The organism is Streptomyces alboniger (assembly GCF_008704395.1).
In the GTDB taxonomy this organism is placed as follows: domain Bacteria; phylum Actinomycetota; class Actinomycetes; order Streptomycetales; family Streptomycetaceae; genus Streptomyces; species Streptomyces alboniger.
The window spans coordinates 1,206,661-1,229,040 of the sequence record NZ_CP023695.1; the positions used below are offsets into that span (position 1 = coordinate 1,206,661).

Here is a 22,380-nt window from a genome sequence, read left to right on the forward strand (position 1 = left end):
GCGCCTGTGCGGCAGCGGCCGGCTCAGCCGTCCGCGCCCACGCGTCGCCGGTACACCTCGACCAGGTTGGCGAGGGAGTCCTCCAGGTAGGCGGCGAGGAGGCGTTCGGCCTGGGCGGCGCGGCCCTCGCGCAGGGTGTCCAGGATCCGCTGGTTGCGTTCGAGGTACGGCTCGTGGAGGCGGCGCGGGTCGGCCACGATGTGGAAGGCCAGGCGCAGTTCGGCGAAGACGCTGCGCATCAGCTCGTCGGTGCGGGCGCTGCCGGCGAGGGCGACGAGTTCCCGGTGGAAGTGGATGTTGGCGGTGGAGACGCCTTTCCAGTCCTTCCCGGCGGCGGCCCGCACGCCGTCCTCGACGGCGCCCGCCACCGCGTCGAGGGCGAACGGCGGCTCGTCGAGTGCGAGGCCGCGCACGACGGCGCACTCCACGAGGCGGCGCGTGCGGTAGATGTCCTCGACGTCCTCGACCGTGAGGACCCGCACGAAGACGCCGCGGTTGAGCTGGTGGACGAGGAGCCGCTCGTGCGTGAGCAGCCGGAAGGCCTCCCGGAGCGTGTTGCGTGAGACCCCGAGCGCCCCGCCGATGCTGTCCTCGGACAGGCGTGTGCCGGGCGGGAAGTAGCCCTCGGCGATGCGGCTCCTGAGGATGTCCGAGACCCTCTCCGCCGTACTGGTGCGCCCGAGAAGCACACGGTCGTCGGCCAGTCCGCTCACTTCAGCCATCCCCTCAGCCATGCCCGGATTCAATCGCAGTCGCAAGAACGAAACAACATGGGTATTGAGGGATCGTTCAACGATCCTCTACCTTGTCGGCACGGCGGTCCCCCACGGCCCCGCACGGCACCGCCCCCGAACCGCCCCGCACCGCTCCAGAACCGCACCGCCCCGCACCGCTCCAGCACCCGACCGTCCCTCTCCTGCGAGGTGCCCATGAGCACGACCCCACCGCCCCCGGCCGCACCGGCCGGCCTACAGCCCGACAAGGGTGAACAGCCCGACGACAGCGGAGCGTTCGGCTGGCTGCGGGCGCTCGGCCCGCGCGGCCGCCGCGCCTTCGCCGGGGCCTTCGGGGGCTACGCCCTCGACTCCTACGACTACTTCACGCTGCCGCTGAGCATGGTGGCCCTCTCCGCGTACTTCGGTCTCAACAGCGGGCAGACCGGCCTCTTCACCACCGTCACCCTGGTCGTCTCCGCTGTGGGCGGCGCCGTCGCGGGCGTGGTCGCCGACCGGATCGGACGCGTCAAGGCGCTGATGATCACGGTGGTCACGTACGCGGTCTTCACCGTCGCCTGCGGCTTCGCGCCCAACTACGAGACGCTGCTGGTCTTCCGCGCCCTCCAGGGCCTCGGCTTCGGCGGGGAGTGGGCGGTCGGCGCGATCCTCGTCGCCGAGTACGCCACCGCCAAGAACCGCGGCCGTACGCTCGGCGCGATCCAGAGCTCCTGGGCCGTGGGCTGGGGCCTCGCCGCGATCGTCTACACCGTGGTGTTCCAGTTCCTGGACGACGATCTCGCCTGGCGCGTGATGTTCTGGACCGGCGCGCTGCCCGCTCTCCTGGTGATCTATGTGCGGCGCAATGTGCACGACGCCCCGGAGGCGGCCGCGGAGCGCCGAAAGAGCGCCTACAAAGGGTCGTTCACGGCCATCTTCAAACCGGGGCTGCTGCGCGTCACCTGCTTCGCGGTGCTCCTGTCCACGGGCGTACAGGGCGGCTACTACACCCTGGCCACCTGGGTGCCGACCTATCTCAAGACCGAGCGCGGCCTGACCGTCGTCAACACCGGCGGCTACCTCATCTTCCTGATCTCCGGCGCCTTCATCGGCTATCTGACCGGTGGCTACCTCACCGACAAGCTCGGCCGGAAGCGGAACATCACGCTCTTCGCGTTCCTCTCCGCGGCCAGCATCCTCGCGTACACGAACATCCCTGAAGGGGCCAACGGCCTTCTCCTCGTGCTCGGTTTCCCGCTGGGCTTCTGCATGTCGGCGATCTTCAGCGGCTTCGGTTCCTTCCTCAGCGAGCTGTACCCGACGGCCGTACGCGGCACGGGCCAGGGCTTCACGTACAACACCGGGCGGGCGGTCGGCGCGGTGTTTCCCACCATGGTCGGCTTCCTCGCCGACAGCTGGGGCGTGGGCGGAGCGCTGATCTTCGGAGCGCTCGGGTACGGCCTCGCCGTCATCGCGCTGTTCGGCCTCCCGGAGACGCGGGGGAGGGAGCTGCTGTGAACGGGCACGCGGGGGAGGCGGCTGCTGTGAACGGGCACGCGCGCGTGGGTGCCCCGGTGATCCGTACCGCCAAGGAGGCCCGTGCGGCGTTCCGGGCGGGCGAGACGGGTCCGACCGCGGGCTGGGCGGCGGGCTTCACCCAGGCCAACCTCATCTCCGTCCCCGCCGACTGGGCGTACGAGATGCTGCTGTTCTGCCAGCGGAACCCGAAGCCCTGTCCGGTGCTCGACGTCACGGACGCGGGCTCCTACGTCACACCGCTGGCCCCGGGCGCCGATCTGCGGACGGATCTGCCGCGCTACCGCGTATGGGAGCACGGGGAGTTGGCGGGCGAGCCCACGGACGTCGTCGACCGCTGGCGGGACGACCTGGTGTCGTTCCTCATCGGGTGCAGCTTCACCTTCGAGTGGGCGCTCGCCGACGCCGGGGTACCGCTGCGCCATATCGAGCAGGGCCGCAACGTCCCGATGTATGTGACCGCGCGCCCCTGCCGCCCGGCCGGGCGGCTGCACGGCCCCATGGTGGTGTCGATGCGGCCGGTCCCGCCCCGTTCTCTCGCCGACGCCATCAGGGAGAGCGCCCTGATGCCGTCGGTGCACGGCAGTCCGGTGCACTGCGGTGAACCCTCGGGGCTCGGCATCGAGGATCTGGGCCGGCCCGACTTCGGCGATCCGGTGGCCGCCGAACCGGACGACATCCCGGTGTTCTGGGCGTGCGGGGTGACGCCGCGGGCCGCGGTGATGGCGTCGAGGCCGCCCTTCGCGATCACGCACGCGCCGGGCCGCATGTTCCTCACCGACGCCCGCGACGAGCAGTACCGCGTGGCGTGACCACCGAGAACCGCGGCGCCACCGGGACCAGAAGTACGTGGCCGCCGAGAAGGACGAGCACCACGTGGCCGCCGAGAAACAGGAGACTCCGCAGATGAGCACCGCCTCCATCGATCTCAACGCCGACCTCGGCGAGGGCTTCGGCCGCTGGCACCTCACCGACGACGAGCAGCTGCTGTCCGTCGTCACCAGCGCCAATGTGGCCTGCGGCTTCCACGCGGGGGACGCGGTCACCATGCGCAGGGTGTGCGACCTGGCCGCCGAGCGCGGGGTGCGGATCGGCGCGCAGGTCTCCTACCGCGACCTGGCGGGCTTCGGGCGGCGCGCGATGGACGTGCCGCCCGAGGAGCTGGCGGCCGAGGTGGCCTACCAGATCGGCGCCCTGGAGGTCTTCGCGCGCGCGGCGGGCACCCGCGTGTCGTACGTGAAGCCGCACGGCGCGCTGTACAACCGGGTCGTCCACGACGAGGGCCAGGCCCGCGCGGTCGTCGAGGGCGTCCTGCTCGCGGGCGCCTCGCTGCCTCTCCTCGGGCTGCCCGGTTCGCGCCTCCTGGAGACGGCGGACGAGGCGGGGCTCCCTGTCGTCACCGAGGCGTTCGCGGACCGCGCCTACAGCGAAGAGGGCACGTTGGTGCCGCGGGGCAGCGAGGGAGCCGTCGTCACGGATGCGGACGCCGTCGTCGAACGGTCCCTCGGGATGGCCCGCTCGGGCGTCGTCACGTCCCGCGGGGGCCGCGAGATCGCGGTCCGCGCGCGGTCGCTGTGCCTGCACGGCGACACGCCGGGGGCGGTGGGGCTGGCCCGGCGGGTCCGGGCCCGCCTGGAGTCGGCGGGCGTGCGCGTGGAGGCCTTCGCGTGAGGGCGCTGCCGATGGGCGAGCGGGCCCTGCTCGTCGAACTCGCCGACGGCATCGAGGCCCAGGCGCTCCACGCGGAGCTGCTGCGCCGCCGCGCGGCGGGGTCGCTGCGGGTACGGGAGATCGTCCCCGCTGCCCGCACCGTGCTCCTGGACGGCCTCGACGAGCCCGCCCGGGTCCGCGCCGAGCTGCCCGGCTGGGAGGTCCTGCCGCTGCCCGAGCGGGCGGGGGCCGTCCTGGAGATCCCGGTCCGGTACGACGGGCCGGACCTGGCGGACGTCGCCGCGCACTGGGGCGTGAGCGTGCCCGAGGTGGCGCGGATCCACGCGGCGGCCGAATTCCGCGTCGCCTTCTGCGGGTTCGCGCCGGGCTTCGGATATCTGACAGGGCTGCCCGAACGCTACGGGGTGCCGCGCCGGGCCACGCCCCGCACCTCCGTCCCCGAGGGCAGTGTCGCCCTGGCGGGCCCGTACACGGGCATCTATCCGCGTACCTCGCCCGGCGGCTGGCAGCTGATCGGCTCGACGGACGCCGTGCTGTGGGACCACGCGCGCGTGCCGGCCGCGCTGCTCTCCCCCGGCGTACGCGTCCGCTTCGTGCCGCACGGTACGCCCGTGAACCCCACGGAGGCCGCGCCGGGCCTCGCACCGGAGGGCCGATGACCGACCGTGCCGTCGCCGTCGTGCGGGCCGGGGCGCTGACGACCGTCCAGGACCTCGGGCGTCCCGGTCACGCCCATCTCGGGGTGCCCCGTTCCGGTGCCCTGGACCAGCCCGCGGCCCGCCTCGTCAACCGGCTGGTCGGCAACGCGCCCGGCGCGGCCGTCCTGGAGACCACCCTCAACGGCTGCGCCGTGCGCCCCCGCCGTCCCGTGACCATCGCGGTCGGCGGAGCCCCCTGCCCGGTGACCGTGGACGGCCGCCCCGCCCCCTGGGGAGCGCCGGTGCGTGTCCCGGCGGGAGCGCTCGTGGACATCGGGGCGGCTGTCTCCGGAGTACGCGGCTACCTCGCCGTCGACGGTGGGGTGGCCGTCGACCCGGTGCTCGGCAGCCGCTCCACCGACCTGCTCTCCGGCCTCGGCCCGCCCCCGCTCGCGGACGGGGCCGTGCTGCCGCTCGGCACCCCGAGCGGCCCGCACGCGCGCGTGGACACCGTCCCGCAGCCCGCCCCGCCCGGGGAGCTGGTGCTGCGGGTGACGCTCGGGCCGCGCGCCGACTGGTTCACGGGGGCGGCGCTGGAGACGCTGACCACGCGCGCGTACCGGGTGTCCTCGGCGAGCAACCGCATCGGTCTGCGTACCGAGGGCCCCGCCCTGGAGCGGGCGCTCACCGGCGAACTGCCCAGCGAGGGAATGGTGCTGGGTGCCGTACAAGTGCCGCCGGACGGCAGGCCGGTCGTCTTCCTCGCCGATCACCCGACCACCGGCGGCTACCCGGTGGTGGCGGTGGTCAGGGAAGCGGACCTGGCCGCGGCGGCCCAGGCACCACCGGGCACGCCGGTGCGCTTCGTCCGGGCGGGCCGCGCGTGACGCTCACCGCGCTCACCCGGCACCGGCTCCGCCTCCCGAGACCGGCTCCCACCGGACTCCGAGCCTCACCCGGCGCCGGGTCACACGGCGGGCGCGTCCGCGTCGGGTCCGATCCTGCTGCGTACCGCCGTCTGCACCTCGTCCTCCTCGGCGGGGTCCGCGGCGAGCCTCCGAAGGCGGTTGACCACGCGGGCGTCGCCGGTCTCGGCGTGCCGTGCGGCGACCCCGCGGGTGGTCTCCTCGCAGTCCCACAGGCACTCGACGGCGAAGCCCGAGGCGAAGGTCGGGTCGGTGGCGGCGAGGGCACGGGCGGCACGGCCGCGCAGGTGGGACGAGGCGGTCTCCCGGTAGACGTGCCGCAGGACGGGGGCCGCGCAGGCGATGCCGAGGCGTCCCGCGCCGTCGACGAGGGTCCACAGCGTCGGCGCGTCGGGCCCCTCGCCGCGGACCGCCTCACGCAGTGCGGCGAGGACGAGCTTGCTGTCCTGGGCGCCGCCCCGGCAGGCGAGCACACGTCCCGCGGCGGCGCCGAGGGCGTCGGGACGGTAGGCCCAGCGCCGGGCCCGCTCGACGGCGGCGACACTGCCCATCCGTTCGAACGCCTCCGTCGCCGCGTCGACCACGACAGCGGAGTGGTCCTCCACCGCGTACTCGATGAGGTCGAAGACGGCGGGGTCGTGGGCGTCGGCGAGATAGCGCAGGGCGGTGGCGCGCGCCCCGTCGGAGCCGTTGCGGGCGGCCTCGACGATCTCGGGCCGGTCCTCGGGGCCCGCGACGGCGCCCAGGCAGCGTGCGGCGGGCACGTGCAGCACGGCGCCGCGTTCAAGGCCCTCCTGCGCCCAGTCGAAGACGGCCTGGACGCTCCATCCGGGGCGGGGTCCCGCGGGACGCATCTGGCGCTGCCAGCGGTCGAAGGAGCCCTGTTCCCGCGCGGCTCGCACGCGGGCGCCGACACCGGCGCGGGGGTCTTCCTCCCACAGCCGCCAGGGCCGTGGTTCGTAGGCGTCGCGGACGGCGGCGGCCAGCTCGGCCTCGCCCTCCGCGTCGGCGGGGAATCTGGCGAGCACGGGGACGGCGAGCGCGCGCAGCCCCGCGTCGTCGTCGCGCAGGGCCAGCTCGTCGAGGGCCCACGCCCAGTTCGCGCCGAACGCCGCGTACCTGCGCAGGAGTTCGAGGGCGTCGTGCCTGCCGTAGGAGGCGAGGTGCCCGAGGACGGCGAGGGCGAGCCCGGTGCGCGAGTCGTCCGTGTCCAGGACGTCCTCGGCATCGAAGAGGTGCCGCTCGATCTCGCCGAGCCCGCCGTGCAGGTCGAGGTAGAGCCGGGCGTAGTACAGCGAGCGGTTCTCCACCTGCCAGTCGTGGCGGGGATCGTTGAGCACACAGAGGTCGAGGGCGGCGAGCGCCTCGGACCGTGGTGCCGTGAGTGCGTGCAGCGTGCCGTCGCCGCGGCCCCGCTGAAGCAGGCCGAGCAGCGTACCGCTGGGCGCTATGACCGGATCGAACATGGGAAACAGCCTCACATCAAGCGTCGACGCAACCGGGAATCACGCATTACCTGGCCGCGCGCCAACACGTCGGGCCGCCCGCCGTCTTTTGCTTGTCGAAGACCATCTTCCTCTGCCTCTCGTCCGTGGCCCCAAGGGATCCCGGACGGAGGTCCGGGGGCGGGCCGCTCACGGCCCACGCGGTGCGGCAAGACCTGCCCCACCGTCGCGTCCGTGAATCACGTCGTCATGATGACCCGGCGGTGACACCCGCCGCGACCACATTTCCAGCGCCCCCGTAGCTGCTGGACGGGTACCCGCTCAGGCGGCCCCGAACAGCTCCAGCAACTCCGTCTTCTGGAACATCCGGGCGGTGTCCACCGCCGACGGCGTCCCGGCGGCCGGATCGGCCCCGCCGTCCAGGAGGGCCCGGATCACCGCGTCCGCGCCCTTGAAGACGGCTCCGGCGAGCGGTGTCTGCCCCCGGTCGTTGGCGCGGTTCGCGTCGCCGCCGCGCTCCAGGAGGGCCCGGACCGCGTCGGCGTGCCCGTGGTAGGCCGCCAGCATCACGAGCGAGTCACCGCTGTCGTTGGTGAGGTTGGCCGGGACCCCCGCGTCGACGTATGCCGCGAGCGCCGCGGCGTCGCCCTGGCGGGCCAGATCGAAGATCTTGGTCGCCAGCTCCACGACCTCGGGGTCGGGGGCTTCGCTCATGGGGGCGTCCGCCTTTCTGGGATGCGCTGCGCGTGCAGCCGTACGAGTGAATCGACAGGGTACTGCCCCGGCGGACACATGACCGTGCCCGCCCGAGGCAAAGATCACGGCGGGCACGGAAGACGCCCCGACCTGCTCCCCGACGCCCCGAAGGGGCTCTGCCATTCGAGGGAAATTCAGAGAATTTCACTCATTTGCACCTTTTGTCGTATGGATACATGCTGTGAACCTGGAAGAACTCATGGTGACTGTCCCCACAAACCAGGAGAACCGTCATGGTCCTTTCCATCTCGGGCGTCGTACTGCTCGGAATCATCGTCTTCCTCTTCTTCCGCAAGGACGGCCTCAAGGCCTCCCACGCGGTGGTCTGCGCGCTCTTCGGCTTCTTCATGGCGGGCACCGCCATCGCCCCGAGCATCAAGGCCGGCAGCGCGAGCCTCGCGAGCCTCCTCGGCGGGATCAAGTTCTGACCCCCCTGCCTTCGTACGCACCTCCAGGAGACTGACGTGGCCAGGCGCCCACTCCCCCGCATCCTGAGTAACGGCACCGCGTCCATCGCGCGGAGCCGGGAGCTGGCACGGTCGGCCGCCGACAGCGCCACCGACGTTCTCCACCCGCTGATCACGATTTCTCGTGGACTGCGCCGGCTGGCTGCCGCCGGGCGGCGCAAGTGGGCGGGCACGCCCAAGGACAAGCGTGGGCCGCTGCTGTTCCTGGTCGCCTCCGTGGTCCTGGTCGTCGCCCTCGTCCCCTACGGGCCGATGCTCGCCCTCATCTCCCTGATGGCGGCCGCCGGGTGGACGGGCCGCGAGCGCACCGCCCCGGCGCCGAGCGGCCCCGACGAGGCCCAGGCACAGCGGTTGCAGACCCTCTACGAAGCGCTCGTCCCGTACTTCTCGGCCCCCGAGGACCCCGCCCCGCTCTACGCCCACGGCGGCGCGTGGGACAAGGCCTTCACCACCTACGAGTTCGACGAGACCGGGCGGATCTCCCGTCTGGTGGTGCAGTACCCCGCGTACTTCACGGACGGCGAGGCCGAGTCCCGCGCGCGGATCGAACAGCTGCTGCACGCGAAGTCGGGCCGCGGACGCGAATACCACTTCGCGTGGGACGAGGAGGGCAACGAACTCACCGTCACCGTCCTGCCCGCGCTCCCCACCGACATCGCCGCCCAGCGTTTCGTCACCGCCCCCGGGGAGACGGTCCTCGGCTTCACCGACGAGACCGGCGTGCAGCGCACCCTGCCGGTGACCGACGGCGAGGAGCGCCGCGACGTACCCCCCGTCGTCTGGCGCACCGGCGTCCGCTCCACGGAACCCCACCTGCTGATCGCGGGCCGGCCGGGCAGCGGCACGACGACGCTGCTGCGCTCCATCGCCCTCCAGGCGCTCCAGTACGGCGACGTACTCATCGTCGAGGGCAGCGGCGCCGGCGACTACGCGTGCCTGACCGGCCGCGAAGGGGTCCTGGCCATCGAGTGCGGGCTCGCCGGGGCGCTCGCGAGCCTGGAATGGGCCGCGCACGAGACCGAGCGCAGGCTCATCGCCGCCAACCGGGCCCGGCAGGCGGGCCATCCGCCGCCGGAGGACACCAAGCGCCCCCTGTGGATCCTCCTGGACCGGCCGAGCGCGCTCGGCCACCTCGCCGCCGCCGACGGGCGCAACGACCCCCAGTCGCTGCTCCACGTCCCACTGCGGCACGGCAGGGCGGCGAACGTGACAGTGGCCGTCGCGGATCAGCTGGACTGCCTGGACTTCTTGAGCGACGCCGTACGCCAGCACACGCGCGCGCGTGTGGTCCTCGGGCCCGCCACGCCCGACCAGCTGGAGGAGGTCCTCGGTACGCCGCCCCATACGACGCCCACCGCGGAGGTCCCGCCCGGCCGGGGCTACGCGCGGCTCGGCACGGGTCCGGTGCACCGCCTCCAGGTTCCTGCCACGCCCGATCCCTACGACGACGCCACCAGTGAGTCGCACCGCAGGGCGGTCCTGGAACTGCTGCCGGAGTACAGCACCCCGGCGGACACGCTCCCCGTCGAGGAACCGGAGGAGGCCGAAGTGGCCGAAGTGGCCGAAGAGGTCCCCCGAGAGGTCACCGGGGCGCAGCCGGTCCCCGCGGAGAGCTGAACCGCCACCCGGGCCCGGACTCGACCTCGGGCCACGAAGCTCAGGCCACGAAGGGATGCGTGATCTCCGCCCCCGTGCCGGCGCCCGTCTCCACCAGGCGGGCGGCGGCGGCCAGACGCACCGCCGCCTCCTCGGCCACCGCGCCGCCCACGGTGAACGGCAGCCGCACATACCCCTCGAAGGCCCCGTCGACACCGAAGCGCGGCCCTGACGGAACCCGCACTCCCACGCGCTCGCCCACCTCGGCGAGCCGCGACCCCGACAACCCGCCGGTGCGCACCCACAGCGTCAGACCACCGCGCGGCACCTCGAACTCCCATTCGGGCAGCTCGCGGCGTACGGCGGCGACCAGCGCGTCGCGGTTCTCCCTGGCCTGCTCCCTGCGGATGTCCACGGCGGCCTCCCAGCCTCCGGTGTTCAGCAGCCAGTTCACGGCGAGCTGTTCGAGGACGGGGGTGCCCAGATCGGCGTACGCGCGTGCCGCGACGAGGCTGCGGATCACGTCCGGGGCGGCCCGCACCCAGCCGATGCGCATGCCCGCCCAGAACGCCTTGCTCGCCGAACCGACGGTGATGACGGTGGAGCCCGCGGGGTCGAACCCGCAGACGGGGCGCGGCATGTCGAGGTCCGGGGCGAGGCCCAGCTCGCTCATCGTCTCGTCGACGACGAGGACCGTGCCCGCCGAGCGGGCCGCCTCGACCAGTTGCCTTCGCTGGTCCTCCCCCGCGAGCGCGCCCGTGGGGTTGTGGAAGTCCGCGACCACGTACGCGAGCCGGGGCGCCGCGTCCCGCAGGACCTGCCGCCAGCGGTCCATGTCCCAGCCCTGAAGCCCCTCGGCCATGGCGACGGGGACCAGCCGGGCGCCCGCCTCGCGCATCAGCTGGAGGATGTTGGCGTACGAGGGGGACTCGACGGCGATGCGCTCGCCGCGCCCCGCGAAGAGGTGGCAGATCGCGTCGATGGCGCCCATCGCGCCGGTGGTGACCATGATCTGCTCGGGCATGGTCGGGATCCCGCGCGCGGTGTAGCGCTCGGCGAGCATCTCGCGCAGCGCGGGCAGGCCCGCGGGGTAGTCGCCGTGCGTGTGCGCGTAGGGCGGGAGCGCTTCGAGGGCGCCCTGGACGGAGCGGGTGAGCCAGGGCTCGGGCGCGGGCAGCGCGGCACAGCCCAGGTCGATCATGGAACCGAGCGCCTCCGGGGGCAGCGGTTCGAGCCCGCGCGCGGGGAGGGGGTTTCCGGCGGGGACTGCGGTCCAGCTGCCCGCTCCCCTGCGGGACTCCAGGAAGCCCTCGGCGCGCAACGCCTCGTAGGCGGCCGCCACGGTGGTGCGGCTGACGGCGAGCGCCACCGCCAGTTCGCGTTCGGCGGGCAGTCTCGCGGCGACCGGGACGCGGCCCTCCAGGACGAGCAGTCTGATGCCGTCGGCGAGGGCGCGGTAGGCGGGCGGGCGGCGGGCGCCCGTGCCGGTGGGGCGCGCCTGCTGGGAGGCGAGGAGCCGGGCGAGCTGAGTCGAGCCCATCGCCGAAGTCCACTGAGCCATGATTCCCAGTCCACCTTCCCCGAATTGGCCATGGTTGCGCTCTGCTTCCAAGCCACAGGGTGACATGCGTCGGGCCACTACCACCAGCAGGGGGCACCACTTGTCCGGGACGAAGCCACATCTCGCACGACGGCTGGCGCGGTTGTACGCCGGTCTGACGCTGTACGGCGCCAGCTCCGCGCTGATCGTGGCCGCGGGGCTCGGCTCCGAGCCGTGGAACGTGCTCCACCAAGGCCTGTCCGCACTGACGGGCCTGTCCATCGGCATCGTCTCGATCATCGTCGGCGCGGCCGTCCTGCTGCTGTGGATTCCCCTGCGCCAGCGCCCGGGGCTCGGCACCGTCTCGAACGTCTTCGTCTGCGGGCTGGCGATGGACGCCACCCTGGCGCTGCTGCCGGACGCGGACTCACTCGCCGTCCGCGTCCCTCTGCTGCTGGCCGGTGTGGTCCTCAACGGCGCGGCGACCGGCCTGTACATCGCCGCCTCGTTCGGCCCCGGGCCGCGCGACGGCCTGATGACCGGCCTGCACGGGCGCACCGGCCGCTCGATCCGCCTGACGCGCACGCTCGTCGAGGTGACGGTCGTCGCCACCGGCTTCGCGCTCGGCGGCACGGCGGGCTTCGGCACCGTCCTGTACGCGCTCGCCATCGGCCCGCTCGCCCAGTTCTTCCTGCGTCACCTCGCCCTCCCCGCGTCCGCCGCGGAGCAGGTCGCGGCCTCCGGCGGTCCTCCGGAGCGCGCGATACTTCAGCGGTGACCACGCGCGTACGCCACCCCTACCTCGATCACCCGGGTCCGCTCGCCCTCGCCCACCGCGGGGGCGCGGCGGACGGCCTGGAGAACACCGCAGCGGCCTTCCGGCGCGCCGTCGGCCTCGGCTACCGATACATCGAGACCGATGTGCACGCCACGGCCGACGGCCGACTCGTCGCCTTCCACGACGCGACGCTGGACCGCGTGACGGACGCGGCGGGACGCATCGCCGACCTCCCTTGGAGCGAGGTGCGCCACGCGCGCGTGGCAGGCAGTGAGCCGGTGCCCCTCTTCGAAGAGCTGCTGGAGACCTTCCCCGAGGTGCGCTGGAACGTGGACGTGAAGGCGGAGTCCGCGCTTCTGCCGCTCCTGGACCTGATCCGCCGCACCGGCTCCTGGGACCGGATCTGCGTCGGCTCGTTCTCCGAGGCGCGCGTGGCGAGGGCCCAGCGCATCGCGGGCCCCCGCCTCGCCACCTCCCTCGGCACCCGCGGCGTGGCAGCCCTGCGTCTTTGGTCGTACGGCGTCCCGGCGGCGCCGCGCCCTTCGGCGGTCTGCGCGCAGGTACCCGAGACGCACGGCGGGATCCGGGTGGTCGACCACCGCTTCGTGCGCGCCGCCCACGCGCGCGGGCTCCAGGTCCACGTGTGGACCGTCAACGACGCCGAGCGGATGGCCGCCCTTTTGGACCTGGGCGTGGATGGCGTAGTTTCCGATCACATCGAGACGCTGCGCGAGGTGCTGACGGACCGGGGGAGCTGGGTCTGACCGCCCGAGGGCGGCTTCGCACCACGGGGAACAGCGAGGTCACGGGTGGGCACCGACACCCCGCGCACGGCGGCCGGCGAGGCCGCCGAACGGCGGCGCGAGCAACGAGGCTGGTACTTCTACGACTGGGCGTGCTCGGTCTACTCGACGAGCGTCCTGACCGTATTCCTGGGGCCCTACCTCACGGAGATCGCCAAGGCGGCGGCCGACCCGGAGGGGTATGTGCACCCGCTGGGCATCCCGGTCCGCGCGGGGTCGTTCTTCGCGTACACGGTGTCCGCCTCCGTGCTCGTGTCGGTCTTCGTGATGCCGCTGGCGGCCGCGGCCGCCGACCGTACGGGCCGCAAGAAGCCCCTGCTCGCCGTGGCCGCGTACCTGGGGGCGGCCGCGACCGCGGGCATGTTCTTCCTGGACGGCGAGCGCTATCTCCTCGGCGGTCTCCTGCTGGTCGTCGCCAATGCCTCGCTCGCCGTCTCGATGGTGCTCTACAACTCCTATCTGCCGCAGATCGCCCCTCCGGAGGAGCGCGACGCGGTCTCCTCGCGCGGCTGGGCCTTCGGTTACGCCTCGGGGGCCCTGGTCCTGGTGGCGAACCTCGTGCTGTTCCTCGCCCACGACTCCTTCGGCGTCTCCGAGTCGACGGCGGTCCGCATCTGCCTGGCGTCGGCCGGTGTGTGGTGGGGCGCCTTCACCCTCGTACCCCTGAAGCGGCTGCGCGACCGGCGGACCGCGCACTCCGCGGGCGGCGGGCGGGGCGGCCTGCGGCAGCTGGCGGCGACGGTGCGCGACATGCGCCGCCACCCCCACACGCTCGCCTTCCTGCTGGCCTACCTCGTCTACAACGACGGGGTCCAGACGGTGATCTCGCAGGCGTCCGTGTACGGCTCCGAGGAGCTGGGGCTCGAACAGTCCACGCTGATCGTCGCGGTGCTGCTGGTGCAGCTGCTCGCGGTGGCCGGGGCCCTCGGGATGGGCAGGCTGGCCCGGACGTACGGCGCCAAGCGCACCATCCTCGGCTCCCTCGTCGCCTGGACGGTGACGATCGGGGCGGGCTACTTCCTGCCCGCGGGGGCGCCCGCGTGGTTCTTCGTCCTCGCGGCGGGAATCGGCCTGGTCCTCGGCGGCACCCAGGCCCTGTCCCGCTCGCTCTTCTCGCACCTGGTGCCGCGCGGCAAGGAGGCGGAGTACTTCTCCGCGTACGAGATCAGCGACCGCGGCATGGCCTGGCTCGGACCGCTGATCTTCGGCCTCACCTACCAGCTGACGGGGAGCTACCGGGACGCGATCGTCTCCCTCGTGGCCTTCTTCCTGCTCGGATTCGCGCTGCTCGCGAGGGTGCCGGTGAGGCGTGCGGTACGCGACGCGGGCAATCCCGTACCCGACCGGATTTAGCAACTGAGGGCAAAGGCCGGTAGTGTACGCGTTTGGCCTGCCAGGCGGACCGTTACTGCGAGCTGAAGTTTCAGAAACGCTGGGTGACATCTACTGTCAGATGTGACAAACCGGGCGCTGGTGGGTACTACAAGTGGGCGGCATACGACGGCGACGCATGACCCTGAACGGGAATCTTTACCGCCGACCGGACGTTGACCGGATGACGACGACAGCGACACCTGTCCTGTGGGCGACAAGCCCGGGAGGCACGATTCATGAGTGAGCGAGCTCTTCGCGGCACGCGTCTCGTGGTGACAAGCTACGAGACCGACCGCGGCATCGACCTGGCTCCGCGCCAGGCCGTGGAGTACGCATGCCAGAACGGACATCGTTTCGAGATGCCGTTCTCGGTCGAGGCGGAGATCCCGCCGGAGTGGGAGTGCAAGGTCTGCGGGGCCCAGGCACTCCTGGTAGACGGCGACGGACCTGAGGAGAAGAAGGGCAAGCCGGCGCGTACGCACTGGGACATGCTCATGGAGCGCCGTACTCGAGAGGAACTCGAAGAGGTCCTGGAGGAGCGCCTTGCGGTCCTTCGGTCCGGCGCCATGAACATCGCGGTGCATCCGCGGGACAGCCGCAAGTCCGCCTGACGACGGACCCGGCACACAACCGCACAGCACAAGTACGAGGGCCGGGGCCACTGCTCAGCAGTGGCCCCGGCCCTCGTGCGCGTGCGTGCGTGCGGGAGGCTCGTGCGCCGTCAGCGCGGCAGCTGCGGGTCGTCCGGGCGCGGGCCGCGCGCCGGCGGCTCGTCCCTGATGACCTCGCCCTGGACGACCTTGCCGTCGGGGCGGTGCATGCGCGCCTGCTGGAAGGCGTCGCCGAGGCCGCCGGGGGACGCCTCGCGCACCTTGCGCTCGAACGTCCGCTCCGCATACCGCCCGAGGGCCTTCTGGACCGGCGGGATCAGCAGGATCAGGCCCAGGGCGTCCGAGACGAGCCCGGGCAGGATGATCAGCAGGCCGCCCAGCATCGTCAGGGCCCCGCCGCCGCCCGCGGCCTCCGGCTCGGGCGCCACTCCGCTCTGCTGCTGTTGCACGGCCTCGCTGAGCTTGCGGAACGCCCTGCGCCCCGCCCGCTTGATCACCGCGGAGCCGAGCACGAGGCCGCCCACCAGGAGCAGCAGGACCACGAACCCGCTCGTGGCACCCGCCACGACGGTGAGCAGCCAGATCTCCAGGACGAGCCACGCGGCGATGCCGAGCGGCAGGAACCTCAGGGGTCCCGAGCGTCTGGTCTTGGTGGGGCGGATGGGAGGCGGTGCGCCGGTCGTCATGCTCCCAGTGTGCCTGGGTCCGTCTCAGGCCGGGATAAGGGGGATGATCAACAAGGCCGGGTCCGGGGCCGCTCAGGACGGCGTGCGGCCCCGCGGCCGGGTCCGCTCAGGGCTGCTTGCGGCCGATGACCCGGCCGACGCGCTCCCCGACGCCCCAGGCGGTGACCCGCCACAGCGCCTCGACGACGATGTTCTGGCTCATCTTGCTGTCCCCGAGCTCCCGCTCGACGAACGTGATGGGCACCTCGACCACGTGGTAGCCCGCCTTGATCGCGCGGCGCGCGAGGTCGACCTGGAAGCAGTAGCCCTGCGACTCGACCTCGGCGAGGCCGAGGCCCTCCAGGGTCTCGCGGCGGAAGGCGCGGTAGCCGCCCGTCACGTCGCGGATGGGCACGTCCAGCAGGAGGCGCGAGTAGGTGCTGCCGCCGCGGGAGATGAACTCGCGGTGCTTGGGCCAGTTCACGACCCGGCCGCCGGGCACCCAGCGCGAGCCGAGCACGAGGTCGGCGCCCTTCAGCGCGGTCAGCAGCCGGGGCAGCTCCTCGGGCTGGTGGGAGCCGTCGGCGTCCATCTCGATGAGCACGCCGTAGTCGTTGTCGAGCCCCCAGCGGAAGCCCGCGAGGTAGGCGGCGCCGAGGCCCTCCTTGCCCTTGCGGTGCAGTACGTGGACCTGGTCGTCCTCGGCCGCCAGCTCGTCGGCGAGCTTGCCGGTGCCGTCGGGGCTGTTGTCGTCGGCGATCAGGACGTGCGCGTCCGGCACGGAAGCCCGCACCCGGCCGACGATGGCCTGGATGTTCTCCGCCTCGTCGTAGGTCGGAATGATCACCAAGGCCGTGCCGAGCGAGCCGAACTGTCTCCCCTGGTCCCCTGCTTCGGAGACTCGACCGCCGTCGTTCACTACTGCCCCTTCGTTCGTACGCAGAGGACCACCATAGTGGCCGCGGCCTGCGCCGCAGCGGCGGCTCGGGGGTCGGCAGGTCCAGGACTGCGGATCGGGGCCCGGCGCCCTTCGGGCCGGCCCGGGACCCGCTGGCTGCGGATCGACCGAAAGCCGTTGTCTACTGAGCGTCCGGGCCCGACCCGGGTCACACCAGCCGACCGGCTGATACGTTCCCTCGCCTCCGCGTCGCGGACGCTGGATCTGGCTCCCAGCGGAGGTGCGCCGGTGCGGCACACCACCCATGACCCAGCGGCGTTCGACGACTGCGTGGAGGTTCGCCGGTCGGACGTCCTGTGGTGGACCCGGCCGAACCTACCGGCCCACGGCGGCTCTCTGTCAATAGCCTTGTGAGCTGCGGTGTTGATAAATACCGCCAGGTCAGTGCCGAGGATTCGCAGGTCGTACGGAGCCCCGGCGGGCCGCGATCGGCGCCGCGCACCGCCGGGACATCACTCGTCCGGCCCCACATGGACCGGCCGACCGGCCACCACGGTGCGCAGACAGACGGGGAGTTCGGCCCCCGGCGACAGGTCGGGCAGGCCGGGCGTGCCCGAGCGCGGGTCGGTCGACCAGCGGGCCACGCGGTCGTCCGGGGCCTGCACCACCAGATTGGCGGTGCGCCACACGGCGTAGTCCGCGGGCGCGCCCGGCACCAGGACGCCCGCGTCGTCGCGGCCGACGGCCCGCCAGCCGCCCCGGGTGTGGGCCGTGAACGCGGCGCGCACGGAGACGCGGTGCTCGGGCGTGCGGTGGAAGGCGGCGGCGCGGACCGTGCCCCAGGGGTCGAGGGGCGTGACGGGGCTGTCGGAGCCGAAGGCGAGGGGGACGCCGGTGCGCAGGAGGGCCGCGAACGGATTGAGGGTGCGGGCCCGCTCGGCGCCGAGGCGCTCGGCGTACATGCCGTGGTCGCCGCCCCACAGGGCGTCGAAGGCGGGCTGGACGGACGCGGTGAGGCCGAACTCGGCGAATCCCGCGATGGTCTCGGGGGTGAGCATCTCGGCGTGCTCCACGCGGTGCCTGGCGGCCCTGACGCGGGCCAGGCCGACCTTCTCCGCGGCCAGCCGCAGTCCATCGACCACGGAACCCACCGCGGCGTCCCCGATGGCGTGGAAGCCCGCCTGGAGGCCCGCCTCGGTGCATGCCACGACGTGGGCGGCGACGTCGGCGGCGTCCAGGTAGGCCGTGCCGGTGTGGGCGCCGTCGGCGTACGGCTCGTGCAGGCAGGCGGTGTGCGAGCCGAGGGCTCCGTCCACGAAGAGGTCACCGGCGGCGCCGGCCGCGCCCAACTCCCGGGCGCGCGCCACGCCTTCGGGGCCGTGCTCGGCCCAGTAGCCGACGACGCGGGGCCCGGCCTCCTCGGCGGCGAGCCGCAGCAGCCCGGTGAAGTCGTCCTCGTCGGAGATCTCCGGGCCCGCGCACTCGTGGACGGAGCCGATGCCGAGCGAGGCGGCGCGCTTCAGGGCGGCTCGCTGGGCCTCGGCGCGCTGGGCGGGCGTGACCGCTGCCAGGGCGGCGGCGCGCACTCCGTGGTGGGCGTCGGCGGTCAGCGGGGCGTCCGGGTGGAAGCCGGTGCGCTCGGTGATGCCGGGCACGAGGTCGAGCAGAGCGGTGGTGGCGACAGCCGAGTGGACGTCGATGCGGGAGAGGTAGAGCGGCCGGCCGCCGGTGGCCTCGTCCAGCTCCGCGCGCGTGGGCGGGCGGCCGCCGGGCCAGCGGGCGGCGTCCCAGCCGTGGCCGAGCAGAACGGGGTCGTGCGGTCGCGCGGCGGCGTGTTCGCGTACGGACACGAGCGCCTCGTCCAGCGAACGAGCCCCCGACAGGTCGAGTCCCGTCAGGGCGAGGCCGGTGGCCGTGGTGTGCACGTGGGCGTCCGTGAACGCCGGGGTGACCAGGGCACCTTCGAGGTCGACGACCTCGTCGACGCCGTCCGCGAAGGCGTCCGCGGCGCCTTCGGAGCCGACCCAGGCGACATGGCCGCGCTCGACGACCATCGCGGTGGCGAACGGGTCGGCGGGGCTGTGGACGTCGCCGCCGCGCAGCAGCACGGTGCGGTGGTTCTGGGGGTCCCGGACGTCGTCGGGGGCGGTGCTCTGGCTCATGGGTCCAGTCTCGCCCCTGCGGGCGCGCGCCTCGCGCGCGGGTCACACCTGGGGCGGGCGCGCCTCGTACGGAGTGGAGAGCACCACGGTCGTCCGCGTGGAGACCCCGGCGAGGGCGCGCAGACGGCTCAGCAGGTGTTCCAGTTCCAGCGGAGTGGCGACGCGGACCTTGAGGATGTAGTTCTCGTCGCCCGCGACGCTGTGGCACGCCTCGATCTCCGGGACGCCCGCGAGGCGTTCGGCGATGTCGTCGGGCGCGCTGGGGTCGAACGGCTTCACCGAGATGAAGGCCGTGAGCGGCAGCCCGACGGCCTCCGGGTCCACGACCGCGGCGTAGCCGCGGATGACTCCCCGCTGCTCCAGGCGGCGTACCCGCTGGTGCACGGCCGATGTGGACAGGCCCGTGGCCTTGCCCAGGTCGGTGTAGCTCATCCGCCCGTCCTTGACGAGCAGCTGCACGATCTGTCGGTCCAGCTCCTCCATGCGCCGAACCTACAGGGCTCTTGATCCCTGCGGATACCCGAGCGCCCGCCGGGTTCGCCCGGCGGGGCAACTCCCGTCGGCATGTGACGAACGCCACACCTCGTTGACCCTGTCCGACGGGATGCCACGATTACCCCTACGACGGGACGGGAAGTGCTTGCTGTGGTCGAGGCCGCAGTGCCTTGTCGGCCCACCCAAGGGGGAGAGTCCCATGCAGAATCTGAAGCGCCCCGGCAGGCCCACTCGCGCCAAGCAGCAGCAGGCCGCCGAGCCCGAGCCGGAGGGCGTCGAACCGGCTGACGCCCTTCTCGACGCGTACGACACCTTCGAGATGTACCGCGTGAACTGCCCCGACTGCGGGCAGCCGATCGCGCTCCTGGCCGACGAGGACGTCCTGCCCGAGCACGCCCTGTGCCCCACTCCGTGGAACCCGTTCGGGCTCACGGTCTGTGCCGGTACGGGCCGTGCGGCCGAGGACGCCACACCCGTCGACGACACGATGGAGGCTCAGGAGCAGGACACCGCCCTGCTGTTGACGCTCCCTCAGGGCCTCGACTGGCGGAAACAGCCGTTCTCGCACGTGGGCGGACCGGGCTCGCAGCCCTTCCGCGTACCGCGGCAGCAGCGGCCCGCCGCCTGAGTCACCAGTAGCTGCCCTGCACCATGGCGGCGAGGCTGTCGTGGTGCAGGATCAGCGCGTCCGCGTCCCCGGCCGCTCCGGGTGCCGCGGCCTCGCCGAAGTGGACCTGGCGGTAGGCGACGCGCAGCATGACGATCGCGTGCCGCAGCGCCGCGTACAGCGTGTAGAAGTCCATGGCGCGCGGGGTGTGCCCGGTGAGCCTGGCATAGGCCGCCTCGATACGGTCGCGGCGCAGGAAGTCCGGCAGCCCTGGTTGGCCGAAACTCACCGTCAGATCCTGAAAGAAGCGGTGGAGGTAGACCATCCAGCCGAGGTCGACCTCGCGGGGCGCGAGGGCCGCCATCTCCCAGTCGAGGACGGCCGCGGGCTCGAAGCCGGCGTAGACGATGTTCCCGATGCGCGCGTCGCCCCAGTTGAGGACGGGCGCGCCCTCGGTGTGCGGCCACAGCTCTTCGAGGCGGTCGAAGGCGCTCTCGATGAGGGGTGAGCGGGGCAGCCCCCTCACCACCCATGTGTAGTAGGCGTGTTGGGCCGTGACATGGCGGCGCAGCGGGCTCCCCTCGCCGGGCAGTGCGAGGAATCGCGCCTCATGCAGCGGGACTTGGTCGTGCAGCCGGGCGACGAGCCGGACCGAGGCCTCCTCCAGGTGCGCGCGTTCGGTGTCGGTGGCGGCGTGCAGCCAGTTTCCCTCGTACGTGTAGGGCATGACGTCCGGCGGGACGCGGCCCTCGACCCGCTCCATGACGAAGAAGGGCGCGCCGAGCGGTCGGGGGTCCTCTTCCAGCCACAGGACGCGCGGCACCGGCAGGTCGGTGCGCTCGGCGACGAGCCGCATCGTGCGGTACTGACGCGGCATGTCGTAGACGGGGAAGATCGTGTACGCCGCCGGGTCGGCCGCCAGCCGCAACGCGCAGGAGCGCAGGGGCGGTTCGGGGTGCCGGACGGTGAAGAGCAGGGTCTCGCTGGACATGCCGTTGGACTCGGGGACGGTCACGTCGACCGCTTCGGCGCCGGGCAGGCGGGTGTCGAGCCAGGCGGTGAGGCGGCGGGCCAGCTCTTCCGGTTCGCGCGTGGTCGTGCGGGGGCGGGGTGCCGATGCCATGTCCGTGCTCCTTCGCCGGGCCCCTTAGGGCGCCACGGAGTCGAATCCGGTGAAGCCGCTCGGGTCGTGGCGGCCGAAGCTGCCGTGCTCGAAAATGCCGTACCCCGTCTGTCCGTCGAGGGTGAAGCGGGCGGCGTGGTCGATGACTCCGTAGGCGGCCAGGGGGTGTGCGGCGGGGTCCGAGAGGTCGTAGGTGCGGCGGTCGGTCCAGTCGCGGCCGCGCCAGGTGCCGTGCTGCCAGTCGTCGGCGGGCGGATATCCGGCGCCCACGGCCAGGGGCAGCGAGGCGAGGACCTCCGCGCCCAGTTCGAGGGGCTTGTGGCCGTCGGGGCCGATGAGGTGGATGACGGCGCGCTCCGGGTGCCGGGTGCCGGGCCGGTAGGTGATGTCGGCACGGGGCCAGCCGAGTTGGCGGTCGCGCAGGCCGGGGCGGACGAGGGTGGCGTCGTTGAGGGTGCGGTATCCGTCCGCGTCCTCCTGGGCGACGACCATCAGGAAGCGGTCGTCGAAACGCACGGGGCACCAGATCCAGTGGAAGCCCTCGGTGGCGAACTCCTCCTCCAGGCGTCCGCGTTCCTCGCCCGGGATGGGCCGCACGCCCCAGCTTCGGTCGCGGGTCGCGGTCCACTCCCCCGCCGCCACGGGAATCTCCTCGCCGCCCGCGCGGATCACTCCACAGGGGCGGCCCGCCTGGACGAAACGGCGACCTTCGAGGGTGAGCCGGGCACCGCGGCGCTGGGTGTGGTGCGGTTCCCAGAGGGCGGGGAAGTCGGCGGTCCAGGTCAGGTCGTACGAAAGGGACGCCGGGTCGTCCGGGTCGGCGGCGCACTCCAGGCGCAGGCGGCGCAGCGGCTGGTCGACGGTGATGCGCAGCGGGCCGACGGAGAGGTCCGTCCGGTCGTCGCCGAGGGCGTCACCGGCGCGTACGGCGTGGAGCGTGTCGCCGATGCGGAGGGTGGCGTACGCGTCGATAACACCGGTGTTCGGATAGACGCCGAGGCCGAGGATGAGCAGGGCGCGGCCCGCGTGGTCGAAGAGGTGGAAGATGCACCGGTCGTAGGCGTTGCGGTCGCCCGTCGCGACGTGCTTCATCGACAGGGCTACCTGGTGCACGGGATACTCGTCGAGCGGTACCGGACGGTCGTCCTCCACGGCAAACCTCCCTCGGCGTGCGGCAGTTCAGGGTGGCGGGAGGCGGCGGGGCCTCCGGCGCTCAGCTGACGGTACGTCAGTTGGCGGGACGGAGCCAGACGCGTGGCGGGCCGCTCTCCCTGACCCCGGGCCGGGCCCGCGATATCGCGCCCCGCGGCGGACCCCGGCTTCGCCCCCGAGGCACGCCGCCGCGCCCCCGGCACGCGCCGCCTCCCCTGCCGCCATGCCCCGGCGTGCGCTGCCTCGACACGCGGATGCCGTGAACTGACGGCCTAATCCGCGCGGCGGTGACCTCGGCGGCGCGGGAGGCGTTGGCCCGGTATGACCCCCACGGACATGGGCCCCACCCACGCCCCCAGCGGCCGCCGACGGCGCACCCTGGTGACGGTGCCCGCCTCCGCAGAATCGGTTCCCCCACGGCCTC

22 protein-coding genes are annotated in these 22,380 nt (G+C 73.0%); 12 read left to right on the forward strand and 10 right to left on the reverse strand.

Features of this window, described 5'->3' with window-relative positions; all coding sequences use genetic code 11:
* Positions 1-23: 23 nt before the first annotated feature.
* The gene (locus tag CP975_RS05100; protein ID WP_055528031.1) at positions 24-734 is read right to left on the reverse strand and encodes a GntR family transcriptional regulator; all 711 of its coding nucleotides are present in this window, start codon (positions 732-734) and stop codon (positions 24-26) included.
* A 195-nt stretch (positions 735-929) separates the two neighbouring features.
* Between CP975_RS05100 and CP975_RS05105 the strand changes: the two genes are divergently transcribed.
* From CP975_RS05105 to CP975_RS05125, 5 genes are all read left to right on the forward strand, one after another.
* A complete protein-coding gene (locus CP975_RS05105) occupies positions 930-2,231 on the forward strand; it encodes an MFS transporter (RefSeq protein ID WP_055528029.1) in 1,302 nt (433 codons plus the stop codon).
* Positions 2,232-2,257: 26 nt separating this feature from the next.
* On the forward strand, positions 2,258-3,061 hold the full coding sequence (locus tag CP975_RS05110; RefSeq protein WP_055528027.1) for a putative hydro-lyase: 804 nt from the start codon (positions 2,258-2,260) through the stop codon (positions 3,059-3,061).
* Positions 3,062-3,155: 94 nt separating this feature from the next.
* Entirely contained in the window at positions 3,156-3,920 is a 765-nt protein-coding gene (locus tag CP975_RS05115) for a LamB/YcsF family protein (protein ID WP_055528035.1), read from the forward strand.
* Positions 3,917-4,579 (forward strand): 5-oxoprolinase subunit B family protein, encoded by a 663-nt coding sequence (locus CP975_RS05120; protein ID WP_055528018.1) that lies wholly within the window; start codon positions 3,917-3,919, stop codon positions 4,577-4,579. Before CP975_RS05115 ends, CP975_RS05120 begins: the two co-directional genes overlap by 4 nt.
* Positions 4,576-5,445 carry a 5-oxoprolinase subunit C family protein gene (locus CP975_RS05125; protein ID WP_150476616.1) on the forward strand — a complete coding sequence of 290 codons (870 nt, stop codon included), beginning with the start codon at positions 4,576-4,578 and terminating at the stop codon, positions 5,443-5,445. Before CP975_RS05120 ends, CP975_RS05125 begins: the two co-directional genes overlap by 4 nt.
* A gap of 80 nt (positions 5,446-5,525) precedes the next feature.
* Here the strand turns inward: CP975_RS05125 and CP975_RS05130 are convergent, their stop codons facing one another.
* Together CP975_RS05130 and CP975_RS36555 are read right to left on the reverse strand one after the other, a co-directional pair.
* Positions 5,526-6,950, reverse strand: coding sequence for a HEAT repeat domain-containing protein (locus CP975_RS05130; RefSeq protein ID WP_055534271.1), 1,425 nt, complete (start codon positions 6,948-6,950; stop codon positions 5,526-5,528).
* A gap of 300 nt (positions 6,951-7,250) precedes the next feature.
* Positions 7,251-7,643 carry an ankyrin repeat domain-containing protein gene (locus CP975_RS36555; RefSeq protein ID WP_055534272.1) on the reverse strand — a complete coding sequence of 131 codons (393 nt, stop codon included), beginning with the start codon at positions 7,641-7,643 and terminating at the stop codon, positions 7,251-7,253.
* A 275-nt stretch (positions 7,644-7,918) separates the two neighbouring features.
* Here CP975_RS36555 and CP975_RS05140 point away from each other — a divergent pair, with 275 nt between their 5' ends.
* Both CP975_RS05140 and CP975_RS05145 read left to right on the forward strand, forming a co-directional pair.
* The gene (locus CP975_RS05140; protein WP_030789254.1) at positions 7,919-8,113 is read left to right on the forward strand and encodes a hypothetical protein; all 195 of its coding nucleotides are present in this window, start codon (positions 7,919-7,921) and stop codon (positions 8,111-8,113) included.
* Positions 8,114-8,149: 36 nt separating this feature from the next.
* Entirely contained in the window at positions 8,150-9,769 is a 1,620-nt protein-coding gene (locus tag CP975_RS05145) for an ATP-binding protein (protein WP_055534273.1), read from the forward strand.
* A gap of 40 nt (positions 9,770-9,809) precedes the next feature.
* Here CP975_RS05145 and CP975_RS05150 read toward each other — a convergent pair whose 3' ends face one another.
* Positions 9,810-11,309, reverse strand: a complete 1,500-nt coding sequence (locus tag CP975_RS05150; protein WP_055534275.1) for an SCO1417 family PLP biosynthesis transcription factor — start codon at positions 11,307-11,309, stop codon at positions 9,810-9,812.
* A gap of 64 nt (positions 11,310-11,373) precedes the next feature.
* Between CP975_RS05150 and yczE the strand changes: the two genes are divergently transcribed.
* The 4 genes from yczE to CP975_RS05170 all read left to right on the forward strand — a co-directional run bounded on the left by yczE (position 11,374) and on the right by CP975_RS05170 (position 14,854).
* Positions 11,374-12,066: a membrane protein YczE gene (gene yczE / locus CP975_RS05155; protein ID WP_055534283.1), complete on the forward strand. Its 693-nt coding sequence runs from the start codon at positions 11,374-11,376 to the stop codon at positions 12,064-12,066.
* Positions 12,063-12,830 (forward strand): glycerophosphodiester phosphodiesterase family protein, encoded by a 768-nt coding sequence (locus CP975_RS05160; protein WP_055534285.1) that lies wholly within the window; start codon positions 12,063-12,065, stop codon positions 12,828-12,830. Before yczE ends, CP975_RS05160 begins: the two co-directional genes overlap by 4 nt.
* 45 nt (positions 12,831-12,875) lie before the next feature.
* Positions 12,876-14,222, forward strand: coding sequence for an MFS transporter (locus CP975_RS05165; RefSeq protein ID WP_055534286.1), 1,347 nt, complete (start codon positions 12,876-12,878; stop codon positions 14,220-14,222).
* A gap of 257 nt (positions 14,223-14,479) precedes the next feature.
* A complete protein-coding gene (locus tag CP975_RS05170; RefSeq protein ID WP_030360404.1) occupies positions 14,480-14,854 on the forward strand; it encodes an RNA polymerase-binding protein RbpA in 375 nt (124 codons plus the stop codon).
* A 110-nt stretch (positions 14,855-14,964) separates the two neighbouring features.
* Here CP975_RS05170 and fxsA read toward each other — a convergent pair whose 3' ends face one another.
* The 4 genes from fxsA to CP975_RS05190 form a co-directional block, all read right to left on the reverse strand.
* Positions 14,965-15,540 (reverse strand): FxsA family membrane protein, encoded by a 576-nt coding sequence (gene fxsA / locus CP975_RS05175; RefSeq protein WP_055534294.1) that lies wholly within the window; start codon positions 15,538-15,540, stop codon positions 14,965-14,967.
* Between the two features lie 106 nt (positions 15,541-15,646).
* Positions 15,647-16,438, reverse strand: a complete 792-nt coding sequence (locus tag CP975_RS05180; protein ID WP_055534296.1) for a polyprenol monophosphomannose synthase — start codon at positions 16,436-16,438, stop codon at positions 15,647-15,649.
* 491 nt (positions 16,439-16,929) lie between these two features.
* Positions 16,930-18,579 (reverse strand): amidohydrolase, encoded by a 1,650-nt coding sequence (locus CP975_RS05185; RefSeq protein WP_055534298.1) that lies wholly within the window; start codon positions 18,577-18,579, stop codon positions 16,930-16,932.
* Positions 18,580-18,621: 42 nt separating this feature from the next.
* Positions 18,622-19,062, reverse strand: coding sequence for an Lrp/AsnC family transcriptional regulator (locus CP975_RS05190; protein ID WP_030789227.1), 441 nt, complete (start codon positions 19,060-19,062; stop codon positions 18,622-18,624).
* 211 nt (positions 19,063-19,273) lie between these two features.
* Here CP975_RS05190 and CP975_RS05195 point away from each other — a divergent pair, with 211 nt between their 5' ends.
* Complete coding sequence (locus tag CP975_RS05195; protein WP_055534301.1) at positions 19,274-19,702, forward strand: hypothetical protein; 429 nt, start codon at positions 19,274-19,276, stop codon at positions 19,700-19,702.
* 1 nt (position 19,703) lies between these two features.
* On the opposite strand, the gene CP975_RS05200 is transcribed toward CP975_RS05195, so the two are convergent.
* Together CP975_RS05200 and CP975_RS05205 are read right to left on the reverse strand one after the other, a co-directional pair.
* Positions 19,704-20,804: a phosphotransferase family protein gene (locus CP975_RS05200; protein ID WP_055534307.1), complete on the reverse strand. Its 1,101-nt coding sequence runs from the start codon at positions 20,802-20,804 to the stop codon at positions 19,704-19,706.
* Between the two features lie 24 nt (positions 20,805-20,828).
* Positions 20,829-21,956 (reverse strand): Rv3169 family protein, encoded by a 1,128-nt coding sequence (locus tag CP975_RS05205; RefSeq protein WP_150476617.1) that lies wholly within the window; start codon positions 21,954-21,956, stop codon positions 20,829-20,831.
* Positions 21,957-22,380 lie beyond the last annotated feature (424 nt).

Excerpts from the sequence above, each read along its gene's own strand:
- CP975_RS05100 (WP_055528031.1), bottom strand. The coding sequence starts at position 734 with ATGGCTGAGGGGATGGCTGAAGTGAGCGGACTGGCCGACGACCGTGTG.
- CP975_RS05105 (WP_055528029.1), top strand. The coding sequence starts at position 930 with ATGAGCACGACCCCACCGCCCCCGGCCGCACCGGCCGGCCTACAGCCC.
- CP975_RS05115 (WP_055528035.1), top strand. The coding sequence starts at position 3,156 with ATGAGCACCGCCTCCATCGATCTCAACGCCGACCTCGGCGAGGGCTTC.
- CP975_RS05125 (WP_150476616.1), top strand. The coding sequence starts at position 4,576 with ATGACCGACCGTGCCGTCGCCGTCGTGCGGGCCGGGGCGCTGACGACC.
- CP975_RS05130 (WP_055534271.1), bottom strand. The coding sequence starts at position 6,950 with ATGTTCGATCCGGTCATAGCGCCCAGCGGTACGCTGCTCGGCCTGCTT.
- CP975_RS36555 (WP_055534272.1), bottom strand. The coding sequence starts at position 7,643 with ATGAGCGAAGCCCCCGACCCCGAGGTCGTGGAGCTGGCGACCAAGATC.
- CP975_RS05140 (WP_030789254.1), top strand. The coding sequence starts at position 7,919 with ATGGTCCTTTCCATCTCGGGCGTCGTACTGCTCGGAATCATCGTCTTC.
- CP975_RS05150 (WP_055534275.1), bottom strand. The coding sequence starts at position 11,309 with ATGGCTCAGTGGACTTCGGCGATGGGCTCGACTCAGCTCGCCCGGCTC.
- yczE (WP_055534283.1), top strand. The coding sequence starts at position 11,374 with ATGCGTCGGGCCACTACCACCAGCAGGGGGCACCACTTGTCCGGGACG.
- CP975_RS05170 (WP_030360404.1), top strand. The coding sequence starts at position 14,480 with ATGAGTGAGCGAGCTCTTCGCGGCACGCGTCTCGTGGTGACAAGCTAC.
- fxsA (WP_055534294.1), bottom strand. The coding sequence starts at position 15,540 with ATGACGACCGGCGCACCGCCTCCCATCCGCCCCACCAAGACCAGACGC.
- CP975_RS05185 (WP_055534298.1), bottom strand. The coding sequence starts at position 18,579 with ATGAGCCAGAGCACCGCCCCCGACGACGTCCGGGACCCCCAGAACCAC.
- CP975_RS05190 (WP_030789227.1), bottom strand. The coding sequence starts at position 19,062 with ATGGAGGAGCTGGACCGACAGATCGTGCAGCTGCTCGTCAAGGACGGG.
- CP975_RS05195 (WP_055534301.1), top strand. The coding sequence starts at position 19,274 with ATGCAGAATCTGAAGCGCCCCGGCAGGCCCACTCGCGCCAAGCAGCAG.
- CP975_RS05200 (WP_055534307.1), bottom strand. The coding sequence starts at position 20,804 with ATGGCATCGGCACCCCGCCCCCGCACGACCACGCGCGAACCGGAAGAG.